Origin of the sequence: Pseudoalteromonas sp. D15MCD-2 (assembly GCF_038562745.1) — a bacterium.
Lineage (GTDB): Bacteria > Pseudomonadota > Gammaproteobacteria > Enterobacterales > Alteromonadaceae > Pseudoalteromonas.
Genome location: NZ_JBCFQE010000001.1, coordinates 2,012,875 through 2,035,779 on the forward strand (window position 1 = coordinate 2,012,875; position 22,905 = coordinate 2,035,779).

Annotated in this window: 24 protein-coding genes; 10 read left to right on the forward strand and 14 right to left on the reverse strand. The window is 39.7% G+C overall.

What is annotated here, in order from left to right; all coding sequences use genetic code 11:
* Window positions 1-123: 123 nt before the first annotated feature.
* Both AADY36_RS09140 and AADY36_RS09145 read left to right on the forward strand, forming a co-directional pair.
* Entirely contained in the window at window positions 124-720 is a 597-nt protein-coding gene (locus AADY36_RS09140) for a Maf family protein (protein WP_054561365.1), read from the forward strand.
* 52 nt (window positions 721-772) lie between these two features.
* Complete coding sequence (locus AADY36_RS09145) at window positions 773-1,855, forward strand: hypothetical protein (protein ID WP_054561364.1); 1,083 nt, start codon at window positions 773-775, stop codon at window positions 1,853-1,855.
* Window positions 1,856-1,875: 20 nt separating this feature from the next.
* On the opposite strand, the gene AADY36_RS09150 is transcribed toward AADY36_RS09145, so the two are convergent.
* Together AADY36_RS09150 and rluC are read right to left on the reverse strand one after the other, a co-directional pair.
* Window positions 1,876-2,520, reverse strand: a complete 645-nt coding sequence (locus tag AADY36_RS09150; protein ID WP_054561363.1) for an HAD family hydrolase — start codon at window positions 2,518-2,520, stop codon at window positions 1,876-1,878.
* Complete coding sequence (gene rluC, locus AADY36_RS09155; protein ID WP_054561362.1) at window positions 2,507-3,475, reverse strand: 23S rRNA pseudouridine(955/2504/2580) synthase RluC; 969 nt, start codon at window positions 3,473-3,475, stop codon at window positions 2,507-2,509. The genes AADY36_RS09150 and rluC overlap by 14 nt, the downstream gene beginning before the upstream one ends.
* Before the next feature lie 619 nt (window positions 3,476-4,094).
* Between rluC and rne the strand changes: the two genes are divergently transcribed.
* On the forward strand, window positions 4,095-7,334 hold the full coding sequence (gene rne / locus AADY36_RS09160) for a ribonuclease E (RefSeq protein WP_285221347.1): 3,240 nt from the start codon (window positions 4,095-4,097) through the stop codon (window positions 7,332-7,334).
* Between the two features lie 58 nt (window positions 7,335-7,392).
* On the opposite strand, the gene AADY36_RS09165 is transcribed toward rne, so the two are convergent.
* The 10 genes from AADY36_RS09165 to yejK all read right to left on the reverse strand — a co-directional run bounded on the left by AADY36_RS09165 (window position 7,393) and on the right by yejK (window position 13,701).
* The gene (locus AADY36_RS09165) at window positions 7,393-8,259 is read right to left on the reverse strand and encodes a PhzF family phenazine biosynthesis protein (RefSeq protein ID WP_054561360.1); all 867 of its coding nucleotides are present in this window, start codon (window positions 8,257-8,259) and stop codon (window positions 7,393-7,395) included.
* Complete coding sequence (locus AADY36_RS09170; protein WP_054561359.1) at window positions 8,259-8,771, reverse strand: GNAT family N-acetyltransferase; 513 nt, start codon at window positions 8,769-8,771, stop codon at window positions 8,259-8,261. The genes AADY36_RS09165 and AADY36_RS09170 overlap by 1 nt, the downstream gene beginning before the upstream one ends.
* A 308-nt stretch (window positions 8,772-9,079) precedes the next feature.
* Window positions 9,080-9,532 carry a hypothetical protein gene (locus tag AADY36_RS09175; RefSeq protein ID WP_054561358.1) on the reverse strand — a complete coding sequence of 151 codons (453 nt, stop codon included), beginning with the start codon at window positions 9,530-9,532 and terminating at the stop codon, window positions 9,080-9,082.
* 27 nt (window positions 9,533-9,559) lie between these two features.
* Window positions 9,560-10,288, reverse strand: a complete 729-nt coding sequence (locus tag AADY36_RS09180) for a hypothetical protein (RefSeq protein WP_054561357.1) — start codon at window positions 10,286-10,288, stop codon at window positions 9,560-9,562.
* 135 nt (window positions 10,289-10,423) lie between these two features.
* Window positions 10,424-10,669: a hypothetical protein gene (locus AADY36_RS09185; protein ID WP_055021029.1), complete on the reverse strand. Its 246-nt coding sequence runs from the start codon at window positions 10,667-10,669 to the stop codon at window positions 10,424-10,426.
* Window positions 10,670-10,717: 48 nt separating this feature from the next.
* A complete protein-coding gene (locus AADY36_RS09190) occupies window positions 10,718-10,951 on the reverse strand; it encodes a hypothetical protein (RefSeq protein WP_054561355.1) in 234 nt (77 codons plus the stop codon).
* A gap of 35 nt (window positions 10,952-10,986) precedes the next feature.
* Window positions 10,987-11,436, reverse strand: a complete 450-nt coding sequence (locus AADY36_RS09195; protein ID WP_054561354.1) for a DUF3291 domain-containing protein — start codon at window positions 11,434-11,436, stop codon at window positions 10,987-10,989.
* Window positions 11,437-11,701: 265 nt separating this feature from the next.
* On the reverse strand, window positions 11,702-12,046 hold the full coding sequence (locus AADY36_RS09200) for a hypothetical protein (protein WP_054561353.1): 345 nt from the start codon (window positions 12,044-12,046) through the stop codon (window positions 11,702-11,704).
* 129 nt (window positions 12,047-12,175) lie between these two features.
* The gene (locus AADY36_RS09205) at window positions 12,176-12,520 is read right to left on the reverse strand and encodes a hypothetical protein (protein ID WP_152966932.1); all 345 of its coding nucleotides are present in this window, start codon (window positions 12,518-12,520) and stop codon (window positions 12,176-12,178) included.
* A 164-nt stretch (window positions 12,521-12,684) separates the two neighbouring features.
* Window positions 12,685-13,701, reverse strand: coding sequence for a nucleoid-associated protein YejK (gene yejK / locus AADY36_RS09210; RefSeq protein WP_054554703.1), 1,017 nt, complete (start codon window positions 13,699-13,701; stop codon window positions 12,685-12,687).
* Window positions 13,702-13,764: 63 nt separating this feature from the next.
* On the opposite strand from yejK, the gene AADY36_RS09215 reads away from it, so the two are divergent.
* The 6 genes from AADY36_RS09215 (at window position 13,765) to AADY36_RS09240 (ending at window position 19,432) form a co-directional block, all read left to right on the forward strand.
* Window positions 13,765-13,977 carry a DUF1414 domain-containing protein gene (locus AADY36_RS09215; RefSeq protein WP_054554702.1) on the forward strand — a complete coding sequence of 71 codons (213 nt, stop codon included), beginning with the start codon at window positions 13,765-13,767 and terminating at the stop codon, window positions 13,975-13,977.
* 5 nt (window positions 13,978-13,982) lie between these two features.
* Window positions 13,983-15,476, forward strand: a complete 1,494-nt coding sequence (locus AADY36_RS09220) for a DUF3413 domain-containing protein (protein ID WP_054561351.1) — start codon at window positions 13,983-13,985, stop codon at window positions 15,474-15,476.
* A gap of 75 nt (window positions 15,477-15,551) precedes the next feature.
* Entirely contained in the window at window positions 15,552-16,031 is a 480-nt protein-coding gene (locus AADY36_RS09225; RefSeq protein ID WP_055021030.1) for a DUF4124 domain-containing protein, read from the forward strand.
* 91 nt (window positions 16,032-16,122) lie between these two features.
* Window positions 16,123-17,847, forward strand: coding sequence for a bifunctional isocitrate dehydrogenase kinase/phosphatase (aceK, locus tag AADY36_RS09230; RefSeq protein ID WP_055021031.1), 1,725 nt, complete (start codon window positions 16,123-16,125; stop codon window positions 17,845-17,847).
* A 16-nt stretch (window positions 17,848-17,863) separates the two neighbouring features.
* Window positions 17,864-18,802: a LysR family transcriptional regulator gene (locus AADY36_RS09235; RefSeq protein WP_054554698.1), complete on the forward strand. Its 939-nt coding sequence runs from the start codon at window positions 17,864-17,866 to the stop codon at window positions 18,800-18,802.
* Between the two features lie 186 nt (window positions 18,803-18,988).
* Entirely contained in the window at window positions 18,989-19,432 is a 444-nt protein-coding gene (locus tag AADY36_RS09240; RefSeq protein ID WP_054554697.1) for a ferritin-like domain-containing protein, read from the forward strand.
* Window positions 19,433-19,501: 69 nt separating this feature from the next.
* Here the strand turns inward: AADY36_RS09240 and AADY36_RS09245 are convergent, their stop codons facing one another.
* Together AADY36_RS09245 and AADY36_RS09250 are read right to left on the reverse strand one after the other, a co-directional pair.
* The gene (locus AADY36_RS09245; RefSeq protein ID WP_342408883.1) at window positions 19,502-20,923 is read right to left on the reverse strand and encodes a DUF1254 domain-containing protein; all 1,422 of its coding nucleotides are present in this window, start codon (window positions 20,921-20,923) and stop codon (window positions 19,502-19,504) included.
* A gap of 262 nt (window positions 20,924-21,185) precedes the next feature.
* A complete protein-coding gene (locus tag AADY36_RS09250) occupies window positions 21,186-22,163 on the reverse strand; it encodes a catalase family peroxidase (protein WP_054561347.1) in 978 nt (325 codons plus the stop codon).
* 288 nt (window positions 22,164-22,451) lie between these two features.
* Here AADY36_RS09250 and AADY36_RS09255 point away from each other — a divergent pair, with 288 nt between their 5' ends.
* Window positions 22,452-22,850, forward strand: a complete 399-nt coding sequence (locus tag AADY36_RS09255; protein WP_055021032.1) for an ExbD/TolR family protein — start codon at window positions 22,452-22,454, stop codon at window positions 22,848-22,850.
* Window positions 22,851-22,905: the final 55 nt, after the last annotated feature.

Here is a 22,905-nt window from a genome sequence, read left to right on the forward strand (position 1 = left end):
ATAGTTAGTAAGTTAGTCAAAGTAAAAAACCAATTTTGGTAGGTTTTTAACGATCTTCTGCTTTGTTTTCGGATTCATTGTGGCTTATCCTTGGCAAAATACAATTTTCATCCAGAATTTATTATGAAACCAACACTTATATTAGCGTCAAGCTCACCATTTAGACAGCAATTATTAACTAAGTTTAACTTACCTTTTCAAAGTTTTTCTCCAGATATTGATGAGTCCCCTATCGCAGCTGAAACGCCAGAGCAATTAGTTGCTCGTTTAAGCGAGCAAAAAGCCCGAGTAGCCAAACAACATTATAGTGAAGGTTTGGTAATTGGCTCTGATCAAGTTGCGGTATTCAACGATACAATTTTAGGTAAACCTCATACTAAAGAGAATGCCATTAAGCAGCTATCATCGTTTAGTGGCCATATAGTGACCTTTTTAACTGGTTTAAGTGTATTTGATATACAAAGCGACAAAGCAATTACCACCGTGGTGCCATTTGATGTGACATTTAAAGCACTCACACTTGAACAGATCAATGCTTATTGCGATGCAGAGCAGCCATACAACTGTGCAGGTAGCTTTAAAAGTGAAGGATTAGGCATCTGTTTATTTGAAAAGCTCAGTGGCGATGACCCTAATACATTGATAGGCCTGCCACTGATCACATTAACTAAAGTGCTGGCTGAGTTTGGTGTTGACGTGTTGACATGTCACAAAACTTAGTAAAATCTATTAAATAGCATAGATTAAAATTCAGCTAAAAAGGAAAGGCTTTATGACTCGACAAGGATTGTTAATAACCTTTTTTCTATCAGGGTTAAGTTTGTTTACGAGCAAAATGCATGCCTCACAAGGGTTATTAGAAGTGTACTCATGCAATACGTGTAATTATGAAAAAGCCAAAACAATTGCTAAAGAACACCACGTCAAACCTGACTGCCAAAGGGAACCTTCATCTAATGAAAGGTTACACCTTGGTCAGCCTATTCTTAAATGCGATACATCATCGAAAAACTTGATAATAGCAAATCCATTAGATAAAAGAGCTTTTAAATTTAATGTTAAGGCGACAAACAACTCATCAACTTCTCAAGAAAATGAGATTATTTCAACAATCGAAAGCTTGCCATTAAACACCTCAGAAAAAGATTTATTAAAAACTTTTTACGATATAGACCGAGATTTCAGAACCGCAGTATCGAAAAGTTCTTCCACAACATCCTCTAAAATTCAAAGTCCGCTTGAGCTTAATTCAACGAGTTCAAATAACGAAGATAGCTGTGCCTTACACCCAGTTAATTACTTTGGCAATCAACAATATCAAACCAACCTCCATGAAGATTTAACAAAATTCATAGAAAAAGAACTTTTTGATGCAAATTGGTTTGATAACTTTAAAGCCTCTGATACAACTGAAAGTGTGCTAAAACTACGTAAAGGCGACTCAGGATTTCAAATAAGTCTTCAACACAATGAAATAGGTTCTTATATTAGTAAGGTTTATGGAAGTTCGGATAACCTTTTAAACTTTGAAGTGAAATATAATGGTGAATTTAATATTGGTGGTACTCGTAAATTAAACTTAACTTACAAGTTAAACCGTGGCGCATCAATTATAGATGGTATGGCAATGAACTTATTATTCAGCCCTGTGGTGGATTTAACTGATGTAGCTATTTCAAATTGCCTACTTAAGTTTATTGAGGAAAATAGTAAAGAAATTGAAACGATTGATAGCCACACACGTGGTAATGCGCATTTAGCTGGGAATTGTAACCGAAAAATTAAAAAGGAATTGTGTTCTAATGAACACAATAGCCAAAAATGTACAAACTCGATTATTAGCTTACGTTGTTAGTGTTTAAATTGGCTAAGCAGTTAAAGCAAATATTGCTTTAACTGCTGGTATGAATCAACAACACATAACGGCGTATGTTGTTGCAACTGCGCCGGGCTATGGGCACCAAAACTCACTCCAATACAAGCAATACCTGCGGCATGAGCCATTGCCATATCGAGTTGGCTATCGCCAATCATCACAGCATCACTTTTTGCGATGCCCTGCTCGTGCAATATTTGCTCAAGCATATCTGGAGATGGCTTCGACTGTGCATCATCTGAGCATTTTACATTCAAAAAGTACTTCCCAAGACCTGACTCATTAAGAAGCCTATCAATGCCTTCACGTCCTTTACCGGTAGCCACAGCCAATTGCATACCTGCATCACTTAACTGCTTTAAAACGGATTCTACATCTTTAAATAAAGGTGTAGGTGTAACATCTAACTCACGGTACTGTGCTTTGTAACCTGCAACAAGTTCGTCGTTTAAATGTAAATGCGCCGGAAAAAGCACTTCAGTGGCTTTTGCCAGCGACAAACCAATGACGTCTTTCGCTTGTTGCTCTGTTGGAACAGGAATACCTAAGTCTCGCGCAGTATTTCGCAAGCAGGTAACAATTTTTGGCACAGAGTCCATCACAGTGCCATCCCAATCAAAAATAACCAGCTTAAACTTGTTCATTATCGGCACGTAGCTTTTTGATACAGTTTTGAAGTGCATTATCGAGTGGCGCTTCAACATGCATGGTTGTTTCGTTTTTAGGGTGCATAAAACGTAAATCATGGGCATGTAAAAACAAACGGTTTAAACCAGTCAGCTTATTTACGTATTGATCAAACTCTGCAACGCCATATTTATCATCACACGCGATTGGGTGACCTTTACATTGCGTATGCACACGAATTTGGTGAGTACGCCCCGTTACTGGCGACGCTTGCACTAATGAGCACTCAGCATATCGCTCAAGCACACGAAAACGCGTGTGCGATGGTTTACCTTCGGTATTATCAACACGAACCACACGCTCACCAGACTTCAAGGTGTTTTTACGAAGTCCTTCGGTAACGTTTTTCGTTTTAGAATCCCATTGACCATCAACTAATGCCCAATAGTTTTTCTCCATGGTTTTTTCACGTAACTGTTTATGTAAATCAGTTAACACTGAACGACGTTTAGAAATAAGCAAACAACCTGATGTGTCACGGTCTAGTCGGTGTACAAGCTCTAAACTACGCTCTTCAGGGCGAAGTACGCGAAGCGCTTCGATTAAGCCATAACTTAGGCCACTGCCACCATGCACAGCCATACCCGAAGGCTTGTTGATCACCATTAAATACTTGTCTTCAAACAAAATGGCGTCTTCAAGTTGTTTTACTTTATCGAGTTTTTTTGGCACAAACTCTTCTTTTTCGGCCACTTTAATAGGTGGAATACGAACCACATCATTTAGTTGTAGTTTGTAGACAGGTTTTATGCGTTTTTTATTTACTCGCACTTCGCCTTTACGAAGGATTTTATAAACTGCACTTTTAGGCACACCTTTTAGGTGAGTAATAAGAAAGTTATCAATACGTTGACCTAGATGGTCTTCACCTATGGTAACAAACGAAACTTGTAAGCCGGTTTTTTCTGACATTGCCTAATCACTGATTTAAGTAAATAATTTAGTTGCTAACGCGACGGTAATAGTGGGATAATCACCGTCGCGAACATAAAGTTTGCAAGTAACAACGGTGCTTTTATCACATTAATACATTCGTGAAGCATATTCTGGGTTGCCGATCATACAGATCCGCGCTAAGTTTTCCAAAGCTTTTATAATTACCCAGCCAACACGAGCGTTCAATTATCGGCGATGCGCGTAATATATTGCCTGAATAATTTGAGCACGAATGTTGATTAATGAACATAAAAAGCAATTGAACAAGATAAATTGACTGATAGTGACGACGTAGCAACGTCATTCAGAAGCAGCTGTTGTAGCAAGACATTGAATAAAAATTTGAACATGGTCGACTTCGGGACAAAACTCGTAAATTAAAACCGCAGAATTGGCGGCAGTTTTGACACCTATAAGAATTTAATAACGTGAGAACATGTTATTGTCAGCCACACTTAGTGATGCTCAATGTAAGCAAACAACTTCAGGTTTTGACTTTACCCAGTCGTGAGACTGCACAAAAACAACCGTCAGAAACCACTGAACAGACGAGTTTATATCGTCATGTCAGCGACAGAATTAGTAGAGTAACAATATGAAACGTATGCTAATCAATGCGACGCAGCAAGAAGAAATGCGCGTTGCACTGGTTGATGGCCAGCGCCTGTATGATTTAGACATAGAGAGCCCAGGTCACGAACAAAAAAAAGCAAATATTTACAAGGGTAAAATTACCCGTATCGAACCGTCACTAGAAGCTGCCTTTGTTGATTATGGCGCTGAAAGACACGGTTTCCTTCCTCTTAAAGAAATAGCTCGCACCTACTTCCCACAAGGCTATACATTCCAAGGTCGTCCAAATATCCGTGACGTGATCAAAGAAGGCCAAGAAGTCATTGTGCAAGTTGATAAAGAAGAGCGTGGCCAAAAAGGTGCTGCGTTAACGACTTTTATCAGCGTTGCAGGTAGCTATTTAGTACTTATGCCTAACAACCCTCGTGCCGGTGGTATTTCTCGCCGTATCGAAGGTGATGAGCGTACTGAACTTAAAGAAGCACTAAGCCGTTTAGAACTACCTAAAGGCATGGGCTTAATTGTTCGTACTGCGGGTGTTGGTAAATCATTTGAAGAACTAGAGTACGACTTAAAAGCCCTATTAGTGCATTGGCAAGCGATTCAGCAAGCTGCTGATAGCGGCCCTGCTCCGTTCTTAATTCACCAAGAAAGTAACGTAATTTTCCGCGCAATCCGTGACTATTTACGTCGTGACATTGGTGAAATTTTAATTGATAAAGCACGTGTATTTGAAGAAGCGAAAGCGCATATTGAGCGTTTCCGTCCTGACTTCATGAGCCGTGTTAAGCTTTATCAGGGCGATGTACCACTATTCACCCACTACCAAATTGAAAGCCAAATTGAGTCTGCTTTCCAACGTGAGGTTCGCTTACCATCAGGTGGTTCAATTGTAATTGACCCAACTGAAGCGCTAACGTCTATCGATATCAACTCATCTAAAGCCACTAAAGGCGGTGATATCGAAGAAACAGCACTTAATACTAACTTAGAAGCAGCAGACGAAATTGCCCGTCAATTACGTTTACGTGACTTAGGTGGTCTTATTGTTATCGACTTTATCGATATGACACCTCCACGCCACCAACGCGAAGTAGAGAATCGTTTAAAAGACGCTGCTCGCCCTGACCGTGCCCGTGTACAGATTGGTAAGATCTCACGCTTTGGTCTGCTTGAAATGTCGCGTCAGCGCTTACGCCCTTCATTAGGTGAAGCAAGCCAAGGCCCATGTCCTCGTTGTAATGGTCAAGGTACGATTCGTTCTAACGAATCAATTGCACTGTCTATCCTTCGTTTAATCGAAGAAGAAGCAATCAAAGACAACACATCACAAGTAAATGCACAAGTGCCTGTGGCTGTTGCCGCTTACCTATTAAACGAAAAACGTCGTAGTGTTCAACGCATCGAAAAGCGCCATAACGTTGATGTTGTGATCATTCCTAATCAACACATGGAAACGCCACATTACGAAGTAGTTCGCTTACGTAAAGACGAAACAATCGAAACAGTAAGCTACGAGCAAGTTGTTGCTCCTGAGCCAGAAGCATTTGAAATGGCTAAAGCGCCTTCAGCACCAGTTCGTGAAGAGCCGGTTCTTAAAGGTGTTGTTATGCCTACTACACCTGCACCTCAAGCTGCACCAAAAGCTGAGCAAACGACTCCTGCGGCTAAAAAGTCTGAAGGTGGCTTATTTGCTGCAATTGGTAAGTTCTTCAAGTCGTTATTCAGCAATGCCGAAGAAGAAGCTGAAAAAGAGCAAGAAGAGAAAAAAGCAGCACAAAGACGTAGCAATAATCGTCGCAACAACGACAACCGTCGTCGTAGCAACAACCAACGCCGTCGCAACTCTCGTAATAAACGTCCTGACGATGCACAAGCTAAAGAAGAAAACACAAATACTTCGAATAAGCCTGAGCAAAAAGAAGGTAACGAGAATCGCAACAAACGTCGTCGTAATTCTAACAACAGAAAACGTAATGAAAAACGTAATGATGATGTAGAACAAACGAATAAAGACACTGCACCAGAGACGAAATCTGAGCAACCAAAGGAAACTAAACCTAAGGTTCGTCGTCAACGTCGCAACTTACGCAAAAAAGTTCGCGTAACAGATGAAAGCGCAGATGAAGCAAAAGCAGTACAAACGACTGAAACAACTGAGCAAGCACCTAAAGCTGAAAAACCAGCCAAGCCTGCAAAAGAAAAAGTAGCAGTTGAAACTGAACAAGCAGAACAGCCAGTTGCTGAAAAGCAAGTATCTTCAGAGCCAGTAAAAGCTGACGCTGAGCCTAAACAAGCTGAGCAAACTGAATCGGTAGTTGAATCATCAACTGATGAAGATCAAGCTCAACCTCGTACACGCTCTCGTCGTTCACCTCGCCACTTACGTGCCGCAGGTCAACGTCGCCGTCGCCCTGAGCATGATGAAAAGTCAAGTGATGACAAAGCTGATGCGCCAGCATTTATTCCAGTTGCCGATCAAGCTGCTGCTGAATATGAAGCTGAGCTAAAAGCAAAACAGGCTCAGGCTGAAACTGAAGAACCAGTAAAAGCTGAAGAGCAAGTTAAAACTGAAGAGCCAGCTAAAGCTGAAGAGCCAGTTAAAGCTGAAGAGCCAGTTAAAACTGAAGAACCAGTGCAAGCTGAAGAACCAGTGCAAGCTGAAGAGCCAGTGAAAGCTGAAGAGCCAGTGAAAGCTGAAGAGCCAGTGAAAACTGAAGAACCAGTAAAAGCTGAAGAACCAGTAAAAGCTGAAGAGCCAGCACAAGCTGAAGAGCCAGTTAAAGCTGAAGAGCCAGTTAAAGCTGAAGAGCCAGTACAAGCTGAAGAACCAGTTAAAGCTGAAGAACCAGTACAAGCTGAAGAACCAGTACAAGCTGAAGAGTCAGTACAAGCTGAAGAACCAGTACAAGCTGAAGAGCCAGTACAAGCTGAAGAACCAGTTAAAGCTGAAGAGCCAGTGAAAGCTGAGGAACCAGTGAAAGCTGAAGAGCCAGCACAAGCTGAAGAGCCAGTACAAGCTGAAGAACCAGTGAAAGCTGTAGAACCTGCTAAAAATGAAAAAACTGTTTTAGTAAAAGGTTCAGCAAGCGCTGCAATGGCAAAACCTACGCCAGTTGCAGATAGTGAGCCAGAGCCAACACCAGAGGCTATGGCGCATGACAAGCGTACAGCTATTCCAGATAGCGGACTTCGTGCAGGTTCAATTAAACCTGCTGGCAGAGCCCGTGCTGATATGGCAAAAACCTTAGCGGCTGATTAATTTAGTCGCTTAATAAAAAAGCCGCGTTCATAACGCGGCTTTTTTGTGTGTAATGCTTTTAAATAACAACCTGTTGAGTACCTAGGTGATTTGCATAGCCACCTACAAGAACCTTATAAACACCCTGCTCATCCGAATAAACACTGGCAGAAATATGTGAACTGCACCCCATTGCTCTGCCTTGTTCAAACATAAAACGGTTTTCTTGCTGTATAAATACATGTTTTGATAAATAGCATGCAAGCGCGCCACTGGCGCTACCGGTTGCTGACTCTTCGGGTATACCAACCAAAGGCGCAAAGTTACGACAACTTGCAGTCAGCTCACTTTGCTCTTCACACAATTCAAAGGCATGCACACCAATCACGTTATGCTGTTGGCAGAAGTCTCTAAGCGCTGCCTCATCAATAACAATTTGATCTAAGTAGCCATTCGGCACAGCGACTATAATATCTGGCAATCCTGTAGTTATTACATCAATTGGCAAGCCTGTTTCTGCTAGAGTCGTTTCATCAAGTCCTAATAAGCCTGCAATGTCGTCATAAGCAAAATTACCTAAGTATTTTGGCAAGGCTTGCTCCATGGTAACTTGACCGTCTTCGGCAATTGTTACGCCTAACAAGCCCGCTTTTGTTCGCTGAGTGTAATAACCAGGTTTTAATAACCCTTGTTCGAAGAGCGTAGCAAACACCGCTAGGGTTGCGTGGCCACAAAAATCAACTTCTTCCGTTGTCGTAAAAAATGACACAGCAAAGTCAACTTCATGATCTTGCGCCACAAATGCGGTTTCTGAAAAGCCAATTTCTTTTGCAATCGTCAGTTTTTCTGCGTTTGTGAGTTTATCTGAATTCAACACGACACCTGCTGGGTTGCCGCCTGTATTATTTGCATTAAACGAGTTAACTAAAAATGCAGTTATTGTCATTATTGTATGCCTTGGTTTAAATTAAATTCATAAAACAACATGCCATTTTCCTTAGATGCTTGCTCTTCAAAAGCCAATTTTTTTAGAAGTTTAATTGATGGTGTATTTGATTCATCAACACCAGCAATAAGCTTATGCCAGTGTGGCTGAGTATCAGCCAAGTTTATAAATCCCTGCAATAACTCAAATGCAAGACCCTGCCCCCAATATTGCTCAGCTAACAAATAACCAATATGAGCATCATGGTTTTCGGTATATATAAATAAAAGCCCAACAACTTCTTGATGTTCAGATTGCAGCATTAATAAGCGGCACTCGTTAAGCATGTTAGCCAACCACTTTTCAGCAGCAGCTATAGAATCTATCCCCTGAAAATAACCAGGTAAGTTTGCAACTACAGCAGGGGTTAATATCGTTGGTAAGGCAATCGTTAATTGATGATGCTCATCCATTGACGAGCTTGCGTCTATTTCAATCACATTTAATCTTTTTGTAGTGAAAGATAAATTCATTTTTCATCACCTAGTAAAAGCAATAACAAAGTGAATTATTACTTAGACCATTTATTTGAAACAACTAAGATTGCAACACTAACGCTTATTACAGCAAATAAAAGACCTATAAGCAGTTGCTGGTATGCAATGAAGATTGAAAACCCAATAGCAGCACCGATACAAAAAAATAGCCCAGTATTAGCTTTGTTACGTTTTATCATGGTCGCGTCCCTTATTTAGCCACTGCTTTATTCCTAGTACTCATTTTTTACATTACTTCTGCCCTGAATATCCATGTTGCTGCAAGGCAAAATTATTAAATGAAGTTACTTTTCTATGACCTCTAGTACATCGTATTCATATTTTGAAATTTTTATTGCATAGGCTTTACTGCGCCACTTACTTCTCGACTCAGCGGATACATTTGCATGATCTAGCGTTGTTTTAATCATAAGTAAGAATGAATCATCATGTTCTACAAAACTAACGTATTGCCAACCTTTGGATTTTGGTAATTCAAATAAGGCTGGAACTTCGTAAAGATCGCCTGTATTTACTGATATGAATAACCTAGCATTTGGGCAAGTTTGATATTCACCATCACATTCAGTCTGCGACTCCCAGCTTTGAATGACCCTAATTTGCGGGAAAGATTTATTCTTATAAAGCACTTCCATAGAAGAAAGTATAAAGCTAAGTTCAGTATTAGACAGCTTCTGAACCGATTTAGCCTGAAAGCTTGACGCAAGCATTAACAACACTAGAACCCTGTACTTCATATAATCAACCTTGTTATTCGGTATTCATTACTGTTTCGGTAAGTCAGGGTCGAGCTTCCCGCCTTCGTTGATATAAACGCTGTCCTTTATCAATTCAGACAAGTACCCTGCATAGCCTTTTAACTCAGGATCAGTCACCAATTTCAATGATGTTTCCAAATCGTCTAAGTAATCTACATTTTTATTTTGCTCTGCAAACTGTTTTGAGTAGTTAGTCGCCAGATAAAGATATTCAAGTCGTTTATATCCATCTAAATCTCCATTTAGGGCATGTTGAATATCTTTAAATGCTCTAGCTCGATAATTATTTGCCTTATCAAGGTTCCCTAAAGACTGCTGCCAACGAGCAAGGATTCTTAGTAACTTATTTTTAAAAAATTCATCTTTTTCGCGAAGTGCGTAAGTTTGCTCGAGCAAAGCTAACTTTTGCTCGAGAGTTGGCTTCGAAATGTGTTGAGACGCAAGAAATTCCGTTATTCTCTCAATTTCTGCAGGTTTAAGTTCGTCAAAGTCCCCAGTTAAAGCTATAAAACCCGATGTTTCGCAAAACCAAATGCCATTTCTATCCGTATGCGGCCAAAACACCTGATCATATTTTGATGGCCAACTGTAAATATAACCACCATAGCTTGCAGGCTCAGCAACCGCACATTTTGCACCCTTAACGATTGGGTCATCTACTTCTAACTCTCCCCACGTTGTTGAGTTAGCAAAAGATGATAAAACCAATAAAGCCACTGATAACTTTTTTTTCATAAAAACTCTCTTATAAATATCTTTAAAAATTAGATTTGTTGTTACATCTTCACGATATTCACTAGAACGTTTCAAAATCAGTTAAGGGGTTATAATTGTCATTTTAATTTTCAGCTGGTTGGGTTTATGGATGAATTACCACTTGCCAGCAGCCTCCCGAGGGCATGCATTTTTTATCTCTGTGACAAGTTTTCTTTGCTGAGCCGTCGGTTCACCTTCAACATTCGCTACCTCATCGACGAGATAACAAATTGAAGCTGCTTGCTCTTTTGTTACTTTATCTAAGCATCGCTCAATTACTTTGTGAGGTTTATTGTAAACGTCACTAGTATGCCCTAATAAATGCACACTTGAGCTTAATAAATCTGTAGCTTCTTTCATACTTAAATGAAATTCACTGTTAAAAAGAGCTAGAATTTTTTCTTTTTGTTATTTACTCATTTCTCCATCTATTTTGGCCACTGCAACCATATATAACGCAGCCACATCCATCGGTGAATCTAACTTAAATGCGGGATTTAAATCATGGTGTTTTCTGAACTTACGACGTCGGTGCCAGCTAAAAGGATTCAACCAACCAATATCTATTCCCCCTTCTTGAAGTTTATTCAGTAACACCAAAATGGTCACTACAATACCTAAAACACCTAATACAACATGCATAGTTTTTCCTTATTTTTATCGCAGTTAATTGTTATTTATTTTTTAAATTCTTCAGCTGTAAAATTGCTTTTAAATGTGAAAGCATGTGGTGTGTCGCCGTTTTCTCGCAGATACTGCAACCTCTCTAATGCCTCTTGAGGGGTTGGAATATGGTTATCTTCAATCCACCATAAAACATAACTATCTTCTGCTAAGCGGTGAAACCATTCACCTTTTCTGCGCATGAAATCTCTGTGGTGAGTACGAAACATAAAATTTTTGAGATCTTCAACGCTTTCCCACACAGACATATTGATTATCATATTCGGATCATCAAACATTTTAATATTTGTGGCATCACCAGATTCGTCTTTTAATCGCCATACAAAACCAGCACTGCTTTCAGCAACGCCATTTATTAAATCAAGATTATCAACAAAATCTTTTATTTCTGGCGCATCTAATGGATATTTAGCAAGAGCGATATTCAATTGAGCAAGTTTCATTTATGACTCTCCTTAGCCATCGGGGAAGTTTGTACCTTGAGTGTATTAAAACTAAGCGATACTGAAAGAAAAGAAAAGCACTTTTACGCCTTCCACTATTCGAATTTTTATATTAATCATGCTAAAAACCATCTGTAGATGTTTTACTAAATCAATGATGGCAAATGGAACTACTTTATCTAATCTCCGCCACCGCAATCACCGCCGCCGTCAGAACATGAACTGTCCGATGAACAAAAGCAAAGTAAATATTAGAAGTAAATTTTTACTTAAGCTTAGGTAAAGCGAGTTGAAATTCTAAAGCTGTAAATTCATTTCTAGTGTAAGGCCCAAAAACGAACTCATTATGTTCTGCATATTTATGATCGTTCACTTTATCAATATAAAAGTAAGAACAAATATTTTCAGGGCAAGCCAAAACCGAAATGTATTTATCGTTAGACGCAATCAATTTAGGTTCATCTATACGTCCAATGAATGCACCTTCACCAAGCGAGTAGCCTAACTTTTTTGAGTTATCACTAAAATAGACTTGATATGGAGGTTCTTCCCAAAGCGGTGAACAACCAAGAACAAACAGTGATATGAATAATATAAGTTTCTTTGTCATTAATATACGAGCTAATTTTTGTTGTTATTTAACCATTCAAAATACTTCTCTAAGAACAAATGAGCATCACCCAACAAAAGTTTATCATGTGCCATTAAAAGCTTCTTAGCGTGCCAACCTAGCATGGTATTAAGATGGCTTTTGATCCTTAATCTCTTGGCATATAAGTTTAAACTTTGCTTTTTTAAAGCGATTCATAAAAGAGTTTAAATAAATTAACTGACCGTATTCATCCATAGTTGATTCTCTGTGAGATACACCTAACCAATGCTGGTAAAAGTCATCAAAGTCAGAATAAGCAATTTCTTTTGAGGCCCCTTCTACTAACCAACAATGCTCTATATCTATTAAATCGAGATTAATTGTTTTGCTTAAACTCAGCCCGAGCATTGCAAGCAATAATTTGAGCTCTTCTAAATTATTCAGGCATACAGATTCTTGCAACTCAAACCGAGACTCTAAGTTATTTAACATATTAGTATCTAAACTATTTACCGCTACAAAACTATAGTGATGCAATGTTTCTTCCTTGTAGTAGATAGTGTTTTATAGTACCCAAAACTAAAAAACCCAGCAAGTGCTGGGCTAAAAACGGTTATCTATCGTCTTATCGCTTAAAACTTGAAGCTTAAACCCGATTAACTTTCGTCCTGCTCCATAAAGCGCTGAAGCTGGTCTTTAAGATTAGGTGGAATACCTTTGATCACTAGTGTATCGGTTGCTTCGTTATACATTACGCGTTCACCTAAGTGTTTACGTTCAAAGCTCACGCTAACACCGCCGCCCATGCCAGAGAACTTCACCATACTAGTGACTGTTTTCTTATCAACAGGGAACGACTCTTCTAAGTCATAACTTTGCTCTTGGCAGAAGCTTTCAAATGGGCTGTCGTCATTTTTCGATAAGGTTGCAGAAAGCTCTTTAACGTTGGCATCTTCACCTGTTGTTACGCAATCATTACAGTAATCAAATACTTGCTTGCGTAGCTCGTCTTTTTCTGACTTATCGTATTGTTGCTCAGATAAATAATCTTCTACAGCACTAAGCATAACTTGGCTTTGCTGTTTAGGATCAATGCCCTCTTCGCAGCCTAAAAAGTCTAAAAAGAAGTCAGCCACTTTACGACCTGCACGACCTTTAATAAACGACACATAGCGATTATCTTCTGGTTGAGTATCCCACGCAGTTAAATCGACACGTGCAGCTAGTTGCATACGCGAAATATCTAAGTGACGTGATGAAGCTAAATCAAGCTCAGAAGTAATTGAATAATGCTCTTTAATATTGATCATCGCGATTAACAAAAAGTCACTTGCAACATATTGATAATGGCAAAAAACTAAATAACCCGTTTCATTAAAGGCATACTTATTTAACTCTTCTTTTAGCACATTTGTTGCTTGCTCTGTCATGTGCCAAAAGCCAAGTTCGTCGTTACGGTAACTTTGCATAGCCGAAGCAACAATGCTGTTTTTCTCGCCGCTGAATGCACAGTAGCCTTTACCTGGCTTACCATTATATGCATGGTGTAGCTGCTCTATAAAAACGGCTACTTTATCGTTAACAACCATCTCATCATTGCGTAAATGAATATCTGTATCGTCATCTTTTTTGTCTACATAATGAACGACTAATTTTTTAACATCTATTGTCATCTTTGTTTTTCACGCCTCTGGTGTTAAAATACGGGAATATAACTCTTTTTATCGAACCAACTGATGCCTATCATATCAAAATATTCTAATGACCAAGTAGAACAAATCGTTGATCAGCTGATTGATGTACTAACAGAGCACAAAGCGCCTGTTGATTTAAGCCTTATGTGTTTAGGAAATTCTATCACGCATATTTTAAAAGAGCATGTACCATCAGAGAAAAGACAAGCTGTTGCCGACAACTTTGCCAAAGCATTAGCACAGTCGGTTAAATAAGATTTATGAATTTATCGCAACAAAGTCAGTTTTCTTCAAAAGTAAGTCAGCTTTTAAGTTGGGGCCATTGGTTCACCTTTGCAAACATAGGTTTAGTGCTATTTATTAGCTTAAGCTACTTAGTTGCAGACAGTGCACCGACAACCTTCATGGGCTATTTATACATGCTCGTGACTTGGTTAAGCCACACCAGCTTTATTACTTTTATTGCCTTTGTTTTAACGATATTTCCATTAAGCTTAGTGTTTCCATACCCTCGGCATATCCGAGGGATGGCAGCCATTATTGCAACCCTCGGCGCGTCATTCTTAACGCTTGATGCCTATGTATATTTTAACTTGGGTTATCACTTAAATACGTCTGCTCTACCTGAAATCGTTTCTTTGTTGTGGCACCGTTTAACAAGCTCACCGGCATTAACAACAATTCTTGCAGGCGGCATTGTGCTGCTAATTCTAGCGTTCCAATTATTAGTCAGTAACTACACCTGGCACCACCTAGCGCGCTTAAAGCAATATAAGTTCCCGCGCTATGCAACCAGCACTATTTTAGTGTGCTTTGCACTTAGCCACAGTATTCATATTTGGGCAGATGCCAATTTAAAATTTGATATCACTAAACAAGATAATGTATTGCCGTTGTCTTACCCTACAACAGCAAAAAGCTTGTTAGCTAAAAACGATTTGCTCGATTTAGAAAGCTACAAAGAAGCACACGATGTGAGGCTTGACCCACATAATATCGATTACTTAGCACCTACTCCACTTGCCGAGTGTAAAGCTGAGTCGAGTGCGACTATCGATATTTTAGTATTTGAGAATAATGCTGACCTAGAGCAATTTGTTGCCACTGAGCCTGCACTACGCAAGACAGACTTGTTCTTACAACCTGTAGAAACCGAAGATACGTTATTTAGTTTAGTTTACGGCCTGCCAGCATTTTACAAAGCCCCTATTCTAGACAAACAGCAACTGCCTGTGTGGCTTGCTGATAATCGCTCAATTCAAATTAATGGTTTTGAGCAATTCGAATTTATTAATAACGACGACCAAAACCCAGCGGTTCGCCTTGTACGCGCAGACGCTACAACACAAGCACGTGAATCTGCTAATGCCGTATTTGCCTTTAGTCTTGCACAGCAGAGCAATGGTATTGTTACAGCCTCTCGTTTATACAGCTCAGATAAAAAAGTTGTACAAACCGAAGGCCTTATTCAACCAAGTGATATTATCGCCACCAGCGTGGGGCATTACCTTGGTTGTAAAACACTCGCAAAACAAAGCATGTTGGGTAGCAACTTATACAAACGCCATGACGACACCGGTGTTAACTACTCGCAAAATGTATTTATCGCATTTAAAAAAGACAGAATTACCCTGATAGATTCAGACGGTAACTTTAAAAACATTTCAGCAGCACAAGGCTTTGCCATTGAACAAGGATTAGATATTCCATTCCTAGTGCAAAGCATTAAAAAGCTGAAACGATATACGCCCTAGCGCTTATTGATAAATCTTTATTTCGAGCTAGCTTTAGATATTAGACACCTTATTTGATTAGGAGACACGGACGTCATGAAAGCCATAATCATTTATCTAATATCACTTACACTACTTTGTTTTACCAACACCTCACTTGCTGCCACCACAGAATACTATAAATGTGTCACAGACAGAGGCACGGTATTTAGTGAGTTCCCCTGTGGTAGCCGTGCAACCAAGCACAAAATTCAAGTCACCGACCCAGACTTACAAGCTCCGCAAAACTTCGTTAAAGAGCTCAACGAGCTTGAGCGCCAGCAAATTATCAGAAACCTCGAAGCCGAAATTCGAAGCTATAAACACCGTTTAGATATCTTAAGCCGTGATCGAGACCGAGCTCAGTACCAGCAAGAACAGCGCTTAAACCGAATTTTGTCTGATAAAGAAGCTAAAAAAATTAATAAAGACATTAAAAAACAGCTAAAAGCAATTAACAAGCAATACGGGCGCGACGTAAAAAGCGTTAATAAAAAACTCGCAAAACTTGAGAAAAAACTAGCTCGCTATAATTAAATACACTTTACTATTGGGTTTGAAGAATAAATAACATATTCTTAACACCAATAGAGTTATTGCTCTATGTTGGTTTAAGTAAGGAGTTTATATGCAGCCACAACACATTGCAGAGTTAATTTTATCTGGGTTTCGCAATCACTATAAACTCTTTCAAGCAATTACTGCCAAAGCACCACTCGCGTTTGCAGATCGTGATTGGCAAAAAATAAATGAGATAAGCAAACTCAGAATTAGCCATTACGATGATCGGGTTAACGAAACCATTGCTAAGCTAAAGTCGCTTAATGAACAGCAAATTATTACCTTAGATCAAACCTGCTGGCTCGAAACCAAACAGCTCTATCAGCAATTTTTGCGCTTTCACCCTCAGGCAGAACTTGCCGAAACCTTTTACAACTCTGTTTTTTGTCGTTTATTTCATCGTCGTTATTTTAATAATGACTTTATCTTTGTAAAAGCGACGCTTGCGGATGCCCCAGCACTACCAATGGAAGTTGAATACCGCAGTTACCACCCTGTTGTTGATGGCTTAAGACCCACAATACGCAAAATTATTAATCAGTTTGATTTTAAAGCACCCTTTGTTGATTTAGAACGCGATATTCGCTTGCTGGTAAAAGCCTTTTATAAACAAGCGCCCGATACACATCACCAAGCATGGCAAATGCGCTTTGATATACTGCAAGCCCCGTTTTACCGTAATAAAGCGGCTTATATTGTTGGCCGTGTGGTATCAGAAAGTGGCGTACAGCCATTTATTATTGCGGTATTGCATCATGAAGACAAAGGGTTATACCTTGATGCCCTACTCACCAAATCATCACAAATGCGCGTTATTTTTGGTTTTGCCCGTGCTTATTTTATGGTTGAAACTCATGCGCCATCTGCGTTAGTACGCTTTTTAAATCAGCTTATGCCGAACAAAACACTGGCTGAGCTATACAATGCAATAGGCTTTCATAAACAAGGTAAGACCGAGTTTTACCGAGAGTTTTTAAGTCATTTAGATCATTCAAACGATCAGCTTGTAATTGCCCCTGGTACACCGGGTATGGTGATGATGGTATTTACTCTGCCGTCGTTTGGTTATGTGTTTAAAGTCATTAAAGATACCTTTGGAGAAAGCAAACCCTTTGGCCGCGATACCGTATTAAAACGCTATCAATTAGTAAAAAGCCATGACCGTGTTGGCCGCATGGCCGACACCATAGAGTATTCGAACGTCGTATTTCCACTAGCCCGATTTGATAGTAAATTACTTGCAGAGTTACATAAAACCATTGGTTCTTCGATGGTTATTGAAGGCGAATGGTTAATCATCAAGCATTTGTATATAGAAAGACGCATGACACCGTTAAATCTGTATCTTGAAAATGCCAGTGAACAACAAGCGTTTGAAGCAATAGAAGAATATGGCCAAGCTTTAAAAGAAATGATCGCAGTAAATATTTTTCCAGGCGACATGCTGTTGAAAAACTTTGGGGTGAGTAAACATAATCGCATTATTTTTTACGACTATGATGAAGTTCAGTACCTAACAGACATGAACTTTCGCGCCTTACCAAAAGCAAAGTCGTACGATGATTACTTAACCAATGAGCAAAGTTACTCTGTGGCACCGCAAGATGTGTTTCCAGAGCAATTATGTACCTTTGTGACAGCAAATCCGGTGTATAAGCAATATTTATTGAGTACACACCCAGAGCTTGAAGATCCAGCCTATTGGCGACAAGCACAATACAATTATAAGCAAGGTGTAGTTAGCCACATTTATCCATACCCTGCTGCACAACGATTTATCCATTATTGGTAAACACCAAGGACACACAATGAATATAAGTAAAATAGATTTAAACTTACTTGTTTACCTAGATACGTTACTAAGGGAGTGTAATGTCACTAAAGCTGCTAACCAGCTAAGCATTACCCAACCTGCCATGAGTAATGGCCTAAAAAGACTCCGTAATTTATTTAACGACCCTATTTTAGTGCGTACCAGCGAAGGTATGGTACCAACAGAGCGCGCAAAAGAATTACAACCGGTGATCCGCGGCATTTTAATGACCCTTGAAGAAACACTGGCACCAAACCGCGAATTTGAAGCATCACAAAGTAAACGTGTTTTTCGTATCATGGCCAGTGACTACGCAGCAAGTACCCTTGCCCCACGCTTATTAAGTAAATTACACGAAGAAGCGCCCGATACCACACTCGATATTTTGACCCCAAGTGATGTTACCTTCCACGATGTTGAAAACGGTAAAGTAGATATGGCTATCAACCGCTTTGAAAACTTACCGCAATCGTTTCACTATAAACAAATTTGGAAAGACAGCTTTTGTTGCCTAGTAAAAGCAGATAACCCAATTATCAAAGACTTCAGCCTCGACAGTTATTTAAAAGCGCGCCACATCTGGGTTAGTAAAACAGGCTTTGGTGTAGGTGTGGGTATGGACCCTAAAGATGTGCAAAAGCTAGGTTGGGTGGATGAGGCGCTCGCTCACTTTGGTAAACACCGTAATATTGCCACCTTTACCCGTAACTACCACGTTGCTATTCACTTAGCGAAAGAACAAAACTTGGTTGCAACGTTGCCTTCAAAAGCGGCGAATATCTATTTAGATGATCCGGGCCTTAAAATTCTTGAGCCGCCATTCCCTATTCCGCCATTTGAGCTAGATATGATTTGGAGCCCGCTATTACACCGTGATGCAAGCCATATTTGGTTACGCCAAAAGGTTGCAGAAGTAGCCGACGAGCTTAAGTAAGATTTTACCAACAAAATTGTAATTATTGCTGATAAGCAAGGTGTTAGCTTAGCTTATCAGCAGCATCTCTCCTATTAAAAACCAATAACCAACTGAAATAAAATAACTTTATATTTAAGTAATGAACTGGAATATGCTTTGCAAGTATCTAATTGCATTGTTTTTAATATTCAAAAAGAGGTCATTATGAATACTCATCAAGGACAAGACGTTCATCATATTGCAGATATCATCCAAGTTATGAATAGCGGTATCGATTTTTATGAAAAAGCACAGGAAAAAGTAACCGACCCAAGCATTATTGCCCTATTTCAACGCATGATAGATGCGCGTAAAGTAAGTGTTGAACGCTTACAACCTTATGCTATTAACGAAAATGGCGAGCGCGAAAATGGTTCTGATTTTGCTGTAGAAGCACGTAAAGCCTATACATCACTAATTACTAAACTAGGTGCCGACAAAAACGCCACCTATGTTAGCGAACTTGAAGAAGTTGAAGATAAAACACTAGCCGAAATCAAACATGCGCTTAAAAAACCACAACCCCATGATTGTGAAGCCGCGTTATCTAAAACCCTGCTGACAATTCAAAGTTGTCATGCTGAAATGAGTAAAATGAAAAAGCATTAAATTGTGAGAGTGCAAAGCCCAGTTAAGCTGGGCTTTTATTTGTTTAGATTTAGATAAGCGGTTCGTATCTTATCTGAGAATTTTACTATTAGTTTGGAGCTTCATCTTTGGCAGCTTATATTCGCCATTTATCATTACATCGTCAGGGCCATAGCATCGAAGTGTTACGAAGAAGGGACCATCAGGCGCAGGTAGCCAATTAGTGTACTTATCGCCTTTAGGTTGCTCATGCTGAACATAAACCGTAAGTGATCCATCATCGTTATAGCGGATACCATCAGTTCTGGGACCTAGTGAATATCTGTCGATCGGATTAGCGACGAGATAGCGACCGGGAAGATCGAATAATGTTACAGACCAAAAGAATTTCACGTTCGGCAAATCTTTCTTCTCGAAATGAATGACGTATTTGTGTTTTCCGTCTAAGGGCTGACCACTAGAATCCAAAGACCACTGGCTATAAAAAGCCTCTTCTACAGAATTGGCGTAAATTCCTGCAAATGCCCCAGCAGCTCGATAAAGATAGTTATTTTTCAATTGTTCCCGTGAGCCATACACTTCGCCAGAATTGGTGAGTGAAGGCATCACCTCTTCGATTTCTTTCAATCCTTGCTCGACGCCATCAGTCAATGCTTGTTGGATATCTCGCGGTAGACTTTTGATATCGAATGGCGCACCAGCTTTGATGCCGATCTTTTCGAATCTTTTTAGAAGTTCCTTTTCAGATGGGTGAGGCTGAGTAAACTGCAAGAGAAAGTTTAAATAAGCGATGAATTCACCTGACAATGCACGACTCTCATTCCATGCCGGCCACGCTATCTCTGCAGCGGGTACCGGCGGCTTTTGACCTGCGAATTCACTGAGAGGCTGCAACACATATTTGTGCTGGATAGCCAACATGTTTTCCACATCACTCTCACCTTTGAGCTCTGTGCGAGTGAGAGTTCCTATAAATTCACTCTCACTGCGAAATACTTTCTTAATAGATGCAGGAACCTCGCCGTTCCATTCAGGCCCTGCGAAGAGATAGCTCCCCTCTCCAAATCCAGTTGCTCGAGCGCCAGTATAGGCAAAATTATGTGTGTAAAGATCAAACCACTGCTGTGTGTAATAGCGTTCTCCAGACACTTCGGGCAAGCTCAACACCCACGGTTCCGCCCTCAAGTCGAGCCACGCCCAGGAATAAGGAGTGTCATTATTGGGCGCATTTATATCCTTATCTTCAGGGGTGTTTAGTCTAGTGTAATGACGATATCTTCCGAATCCGCCAATAAAACCCGGATCAAGTGGATCTTGGGTTTGCGCCACCATGGTCTTATACCCGTATAGCATGGGATAGGCGAAGATAAATGCCTCTTTAGCAATCTTATGAGCTTCTTCAGGTGAAGTAATTATCTGTTGCGACTTTACGCCCTGAGCATACAATCCTAGCAGAGTGATTGAGAACATAAACAGTAAGCTTTTGATATTTATATGTTTTAGAAGTTTCATTCCATTTCCCTTTCTATTTAATCGCTTCAATGCATCCTCCGTATCAGGGCAGAGAGCATACTCTAAGAATAGGTATTTTTTGACCACTTATCAACACTGTAATTGTCCCGTTTACGTGATACATGAAAGGGCAAACTATAACTATTAGAAATCAAACTCATCCTTTAGCTTATACAACAGTCAGGTTTTATTAACTCCTTTTAATCAAGCATGACAAATACCCTTAATAATTATTCAATTTAGTGAGTTAACCCCAAGAAACTTATTGCCCCGTTAAACGCTTCGAAAATGAAATTGCATAAGCTGTTGAGCGTAATTTAAGTACTTTGTCATCACTTGGCATAAAGCCTTTAGATAGTAGATTTGGGTCATAATTAGTAAGGTCGCAACCTGACTCACCTGTTGATTCTATGGTGAGCTTTCCTAAATTAATTGTTTTGCGATCCGCAGGCCAACGAACTGAAGGGTCAGTTAATGCATCACCGGGCTTGGCTAATTGTGCTTGAAAACGATAATGCACCTTCCCTTTTGCTAAATCTTCTTCAAGTCGCTTAGCCAGAAATGATTTAGGGAAGGTTTTCATTTGCTCTTCAGTTAGCACCTGCTCTGGCTCTTCTGGCACCATGATCCATCTAAAGGCATGTTTAGCGCCCTTTTCATCAACCATGTAAAAGGTATGCACACCAAAATAACGTGAAGACACATAAGATGCTGGCGGGTTATGGCTTTGCAGCCAATTAAATTGCCCTAAGGTACTCGGGTTTTGATCTCTGTATGCTTTTACTTTTGCAAAATCGATTTGCCCAGTTTTTTCGTCAGGTACTAAAGTACTTAGCAAGCCAAAAAACGCTTCTGGGCTGTTACCTGCAAATACAGGTGTAGTTAGCCCTGCAATATTGTGTACATCACCATTTTCTAGCACAAACTGCACCCCCATTCCGCGTGGAGAGCGTGATGTTTCGTCAGCATGAGGGTTCCCCCCGCCCATAGAAAAACGAATATTTGCTTTTGATGGCGCATTGAATAAAGGGCTAATTGAATACTGTTTTGCTGCTTGATTAGGTGTAAATGTGCCGACAGCGCACACCCCTTTGGCGTGACCTTTTCTGATACCGGGCTGCTTTCCTGAAAGCTTTTCAAATAAATTTATAAAATCTTGCCCGTTTACTGGTTGCTCAGCAAAACTTGCTGTTGGTAAAACAAGGCACATAGCACAAACTAAAGGCTTAATTTTTAGCATTTATCCATCCTTTAAACTTAGTTCCAACAAAAATGACCAGACTAACCTCAAAATCATTTCATCAAAGCTAATAAATATTTTTACCAACAAAAACGCTACAAACATTTAATAAACTTAGAATATTTATTTAACCACCGTTTTTTTAAAAGCTGCTAACTTTAAATTTAGGATCCGAAAAACTGCTGTGGCGCCCAGCATTTTAAAATAATCCGTGTTTTTAACACGACTATGGCTAGTCCACTTAATCGTAAATTTTGTGGGTTAGTCAAAAACAACAAGGACCTAATTATGGTGAAACAACATAAAAAAACCACTGCAAACGCTGATGTAGATATGACTCCTATGCTCGATATTGTGTTTATCTTGCTGATATTTTTTATCGTCACAACCTCGTTTGTTAAAGAGCGCGCTATTGAAGTGAATCGCCCTTTAGCAAAACCAAGTCTTGAAAACCCTAAAAAACAAGCGCAATTTACTATCACTGAAAACGACAGTATTTACTTTGCAAACCGGCTTATCACACCAGAGCAGATAATCGCTAACCTTGCGTTATTTGCCGCACAGTTTGAAATGACCAATGTGCAAGTAACAGCAAGTGAGCAAAGCAGCCACAAAACCTTAGTAACCTTGCTTGATAAAATAAAACAATATCAAGATGTGCCAATTTCTATAAGCACGTCTTTATAACTAAAAAAGGGCCTAACGGCCCTTTGCAAGTTAAATAATAAAGGAATCTAAAGGG

Bases quoted from the DNA above. Each gene is read 5' to 3' on its own strand.
- AADY36_RS09140 (WP_054561365.1), top strand. From the start codon at position 124: ATGAAACCAACACTTATATTAGCGTCAAGCTCACCATTTAGACAGCAA.
- AADY36_RS09145 (WP_054561364.1), top strand. From the start codon at position 773: ATGACTCGACAAGGATTGTTAATAACCTTTTTTCTATCAGGGTTAAGT.
- AADY36_RS09150 (WP_054561363.1), bottom strand. From the start codon at position 2,520: ATGAACAAGTTTAAGCTGGTTATTTTTGATTGGGATGGCACTGTGATG.
- rluC (WP_054561362.1), bottom strand. From the start codon at position 3,475: ATGTCAGAAAAAACCGGCTTACAAGTTTCGTTTGTTACCATAGGTGAA.
- rne (WP_285221347.1), top strand. From the start codon at position 4,095: ATGAAACGTATGCTAATCAATGCGACGCAGCAAGAAGAAATGCGCGTT.
- AADY36_RS09165 (WP_054561360.1), bottom strand. From the start codon at position 8,259: ATGACAATAACTGCATTTTTAGTTAACTCGTTTAATGCAAATAATACA.
- AADY36_RS09170 (WP_054561359.1), bottom strand. From the start codon at position 8,771: ATGAATTTATCTTTCACTACAAAAAGATTAAATGTGATTGAAATAGAC.
- AADY36_RS09175 (WP_054561358.1), bottom strand. From the start codon at position 9,532: ATGAAGTACAGGGTTCTAGTGTTGTTAATGCTTGCGTCAAGCTTTCAG.
- AADY36_RS09180 (WP_054561357.1), bottom strand. From the start codon at position 10,288: ATGAAAAAAAAGTTATCAGTGGCTTTATTGGTTTTATCATCTTTTGCT.
- AADY36_RS09185 (WP_055021029.1), bottom strand. From the start codon at position 10,669: ATGAAAGAAGCTACAGATTTATTAAGCTCAAGTGTGCATTTATTAGGG.
- AADY36_RS09190 (WP_054561355.1), bottom strand. From the start codon at position 10,951: ATGCATGTTGTATTAGGTGTTTTAGGTATTGTAGTGACCATTTTGGTG.
- AADY36_RS09195 (WP_054561354.1), bottom strand. From the start codon at position 11,436: ATGAAACTTGCTCAATTGAATATCGCTCTTGCTAAATATCCATTAGAT.
- AADY36_RS09200 (WP_054561353.1), bottom strand. From the start codon at position 12,046: ATGACAAAGAAACTTATATTATTCATATCACTGTTTGTTCTTGGTTGT.
- AADY36_RS09205 (WP_152966932.1), bottom strand. From the start codon at position 12,520: ATGTTAAATAACTTAGAGTCTCGGTTTGAGTTGCAAGAATCTGTATGC.
- yejK (WP_054554703.1), bottom strand. From the start codon at position 13,701: ATGACAATAGATGTTAAAAAATTAGTCGTTCATTATGTAGACAAAAAA.
- AADY36_RS09215 (WP_054554702.1), top strand. From the start codon at position 13,765: ATGCCTATCATATCAAAATATTCTAATGACCAAGTAGAACAAATCGTT.
- AADY36_RS09220 (WP_054561351.1), top strand. From the start codon at position 13,983: ATGAATTTATCGCAACAAAGTCAGTTTTCTTCAAAAGTAAGTCAGCTT.
- AADY36_RS09225 (WP_055021030.1), top strand. From the start codon at position 15,552: ATGAAAGCCATAATCATTTATCTAATATCACTTACACTACTTTGTTTT.
- aceK (WP_055021031.1), top strand. From the start codon at position 16,123: ATGCAGCCACAACACATTGCAGAGTTAATTTTATCTGGGTTTCGCAAT.
- AADY36_RS09235 (WP_054554698.1), top strand. From the start codon at position 17,864: ATGAATATAAGTAAAATAGATTTAAACTTACTTGTTTACCTAGATACG.
- AADY36_RS09240 (WP_054554697.1), top strand. From the start codon at position 18,989: ATGAATACTCATCAAGGACAAGACGTTCATCATATTGCAGATATCATC.
- AADY36_RS09245 (WP_342408883.1), bottom strand. From the start codon at position 20,923: ATGAAACTTCTAAAACATATAAATATCAAAAGCTTACTGTTTATGTTC.
- AADY36_RS09250 (WP_054561347.1), bottom strand. From the start codon at position 22,163: ATGCTAAAAATTAAGCCTTTAGTTTGTGCTATGTGCCTTGTTTTACCA.
- AADY36_RS09255 (WP_055021032.1), top strand. From the start codon at position 22,452: ATGGTGAAACAACATAAAAAAACCACTGCAAACGCTGATGTAGATATG.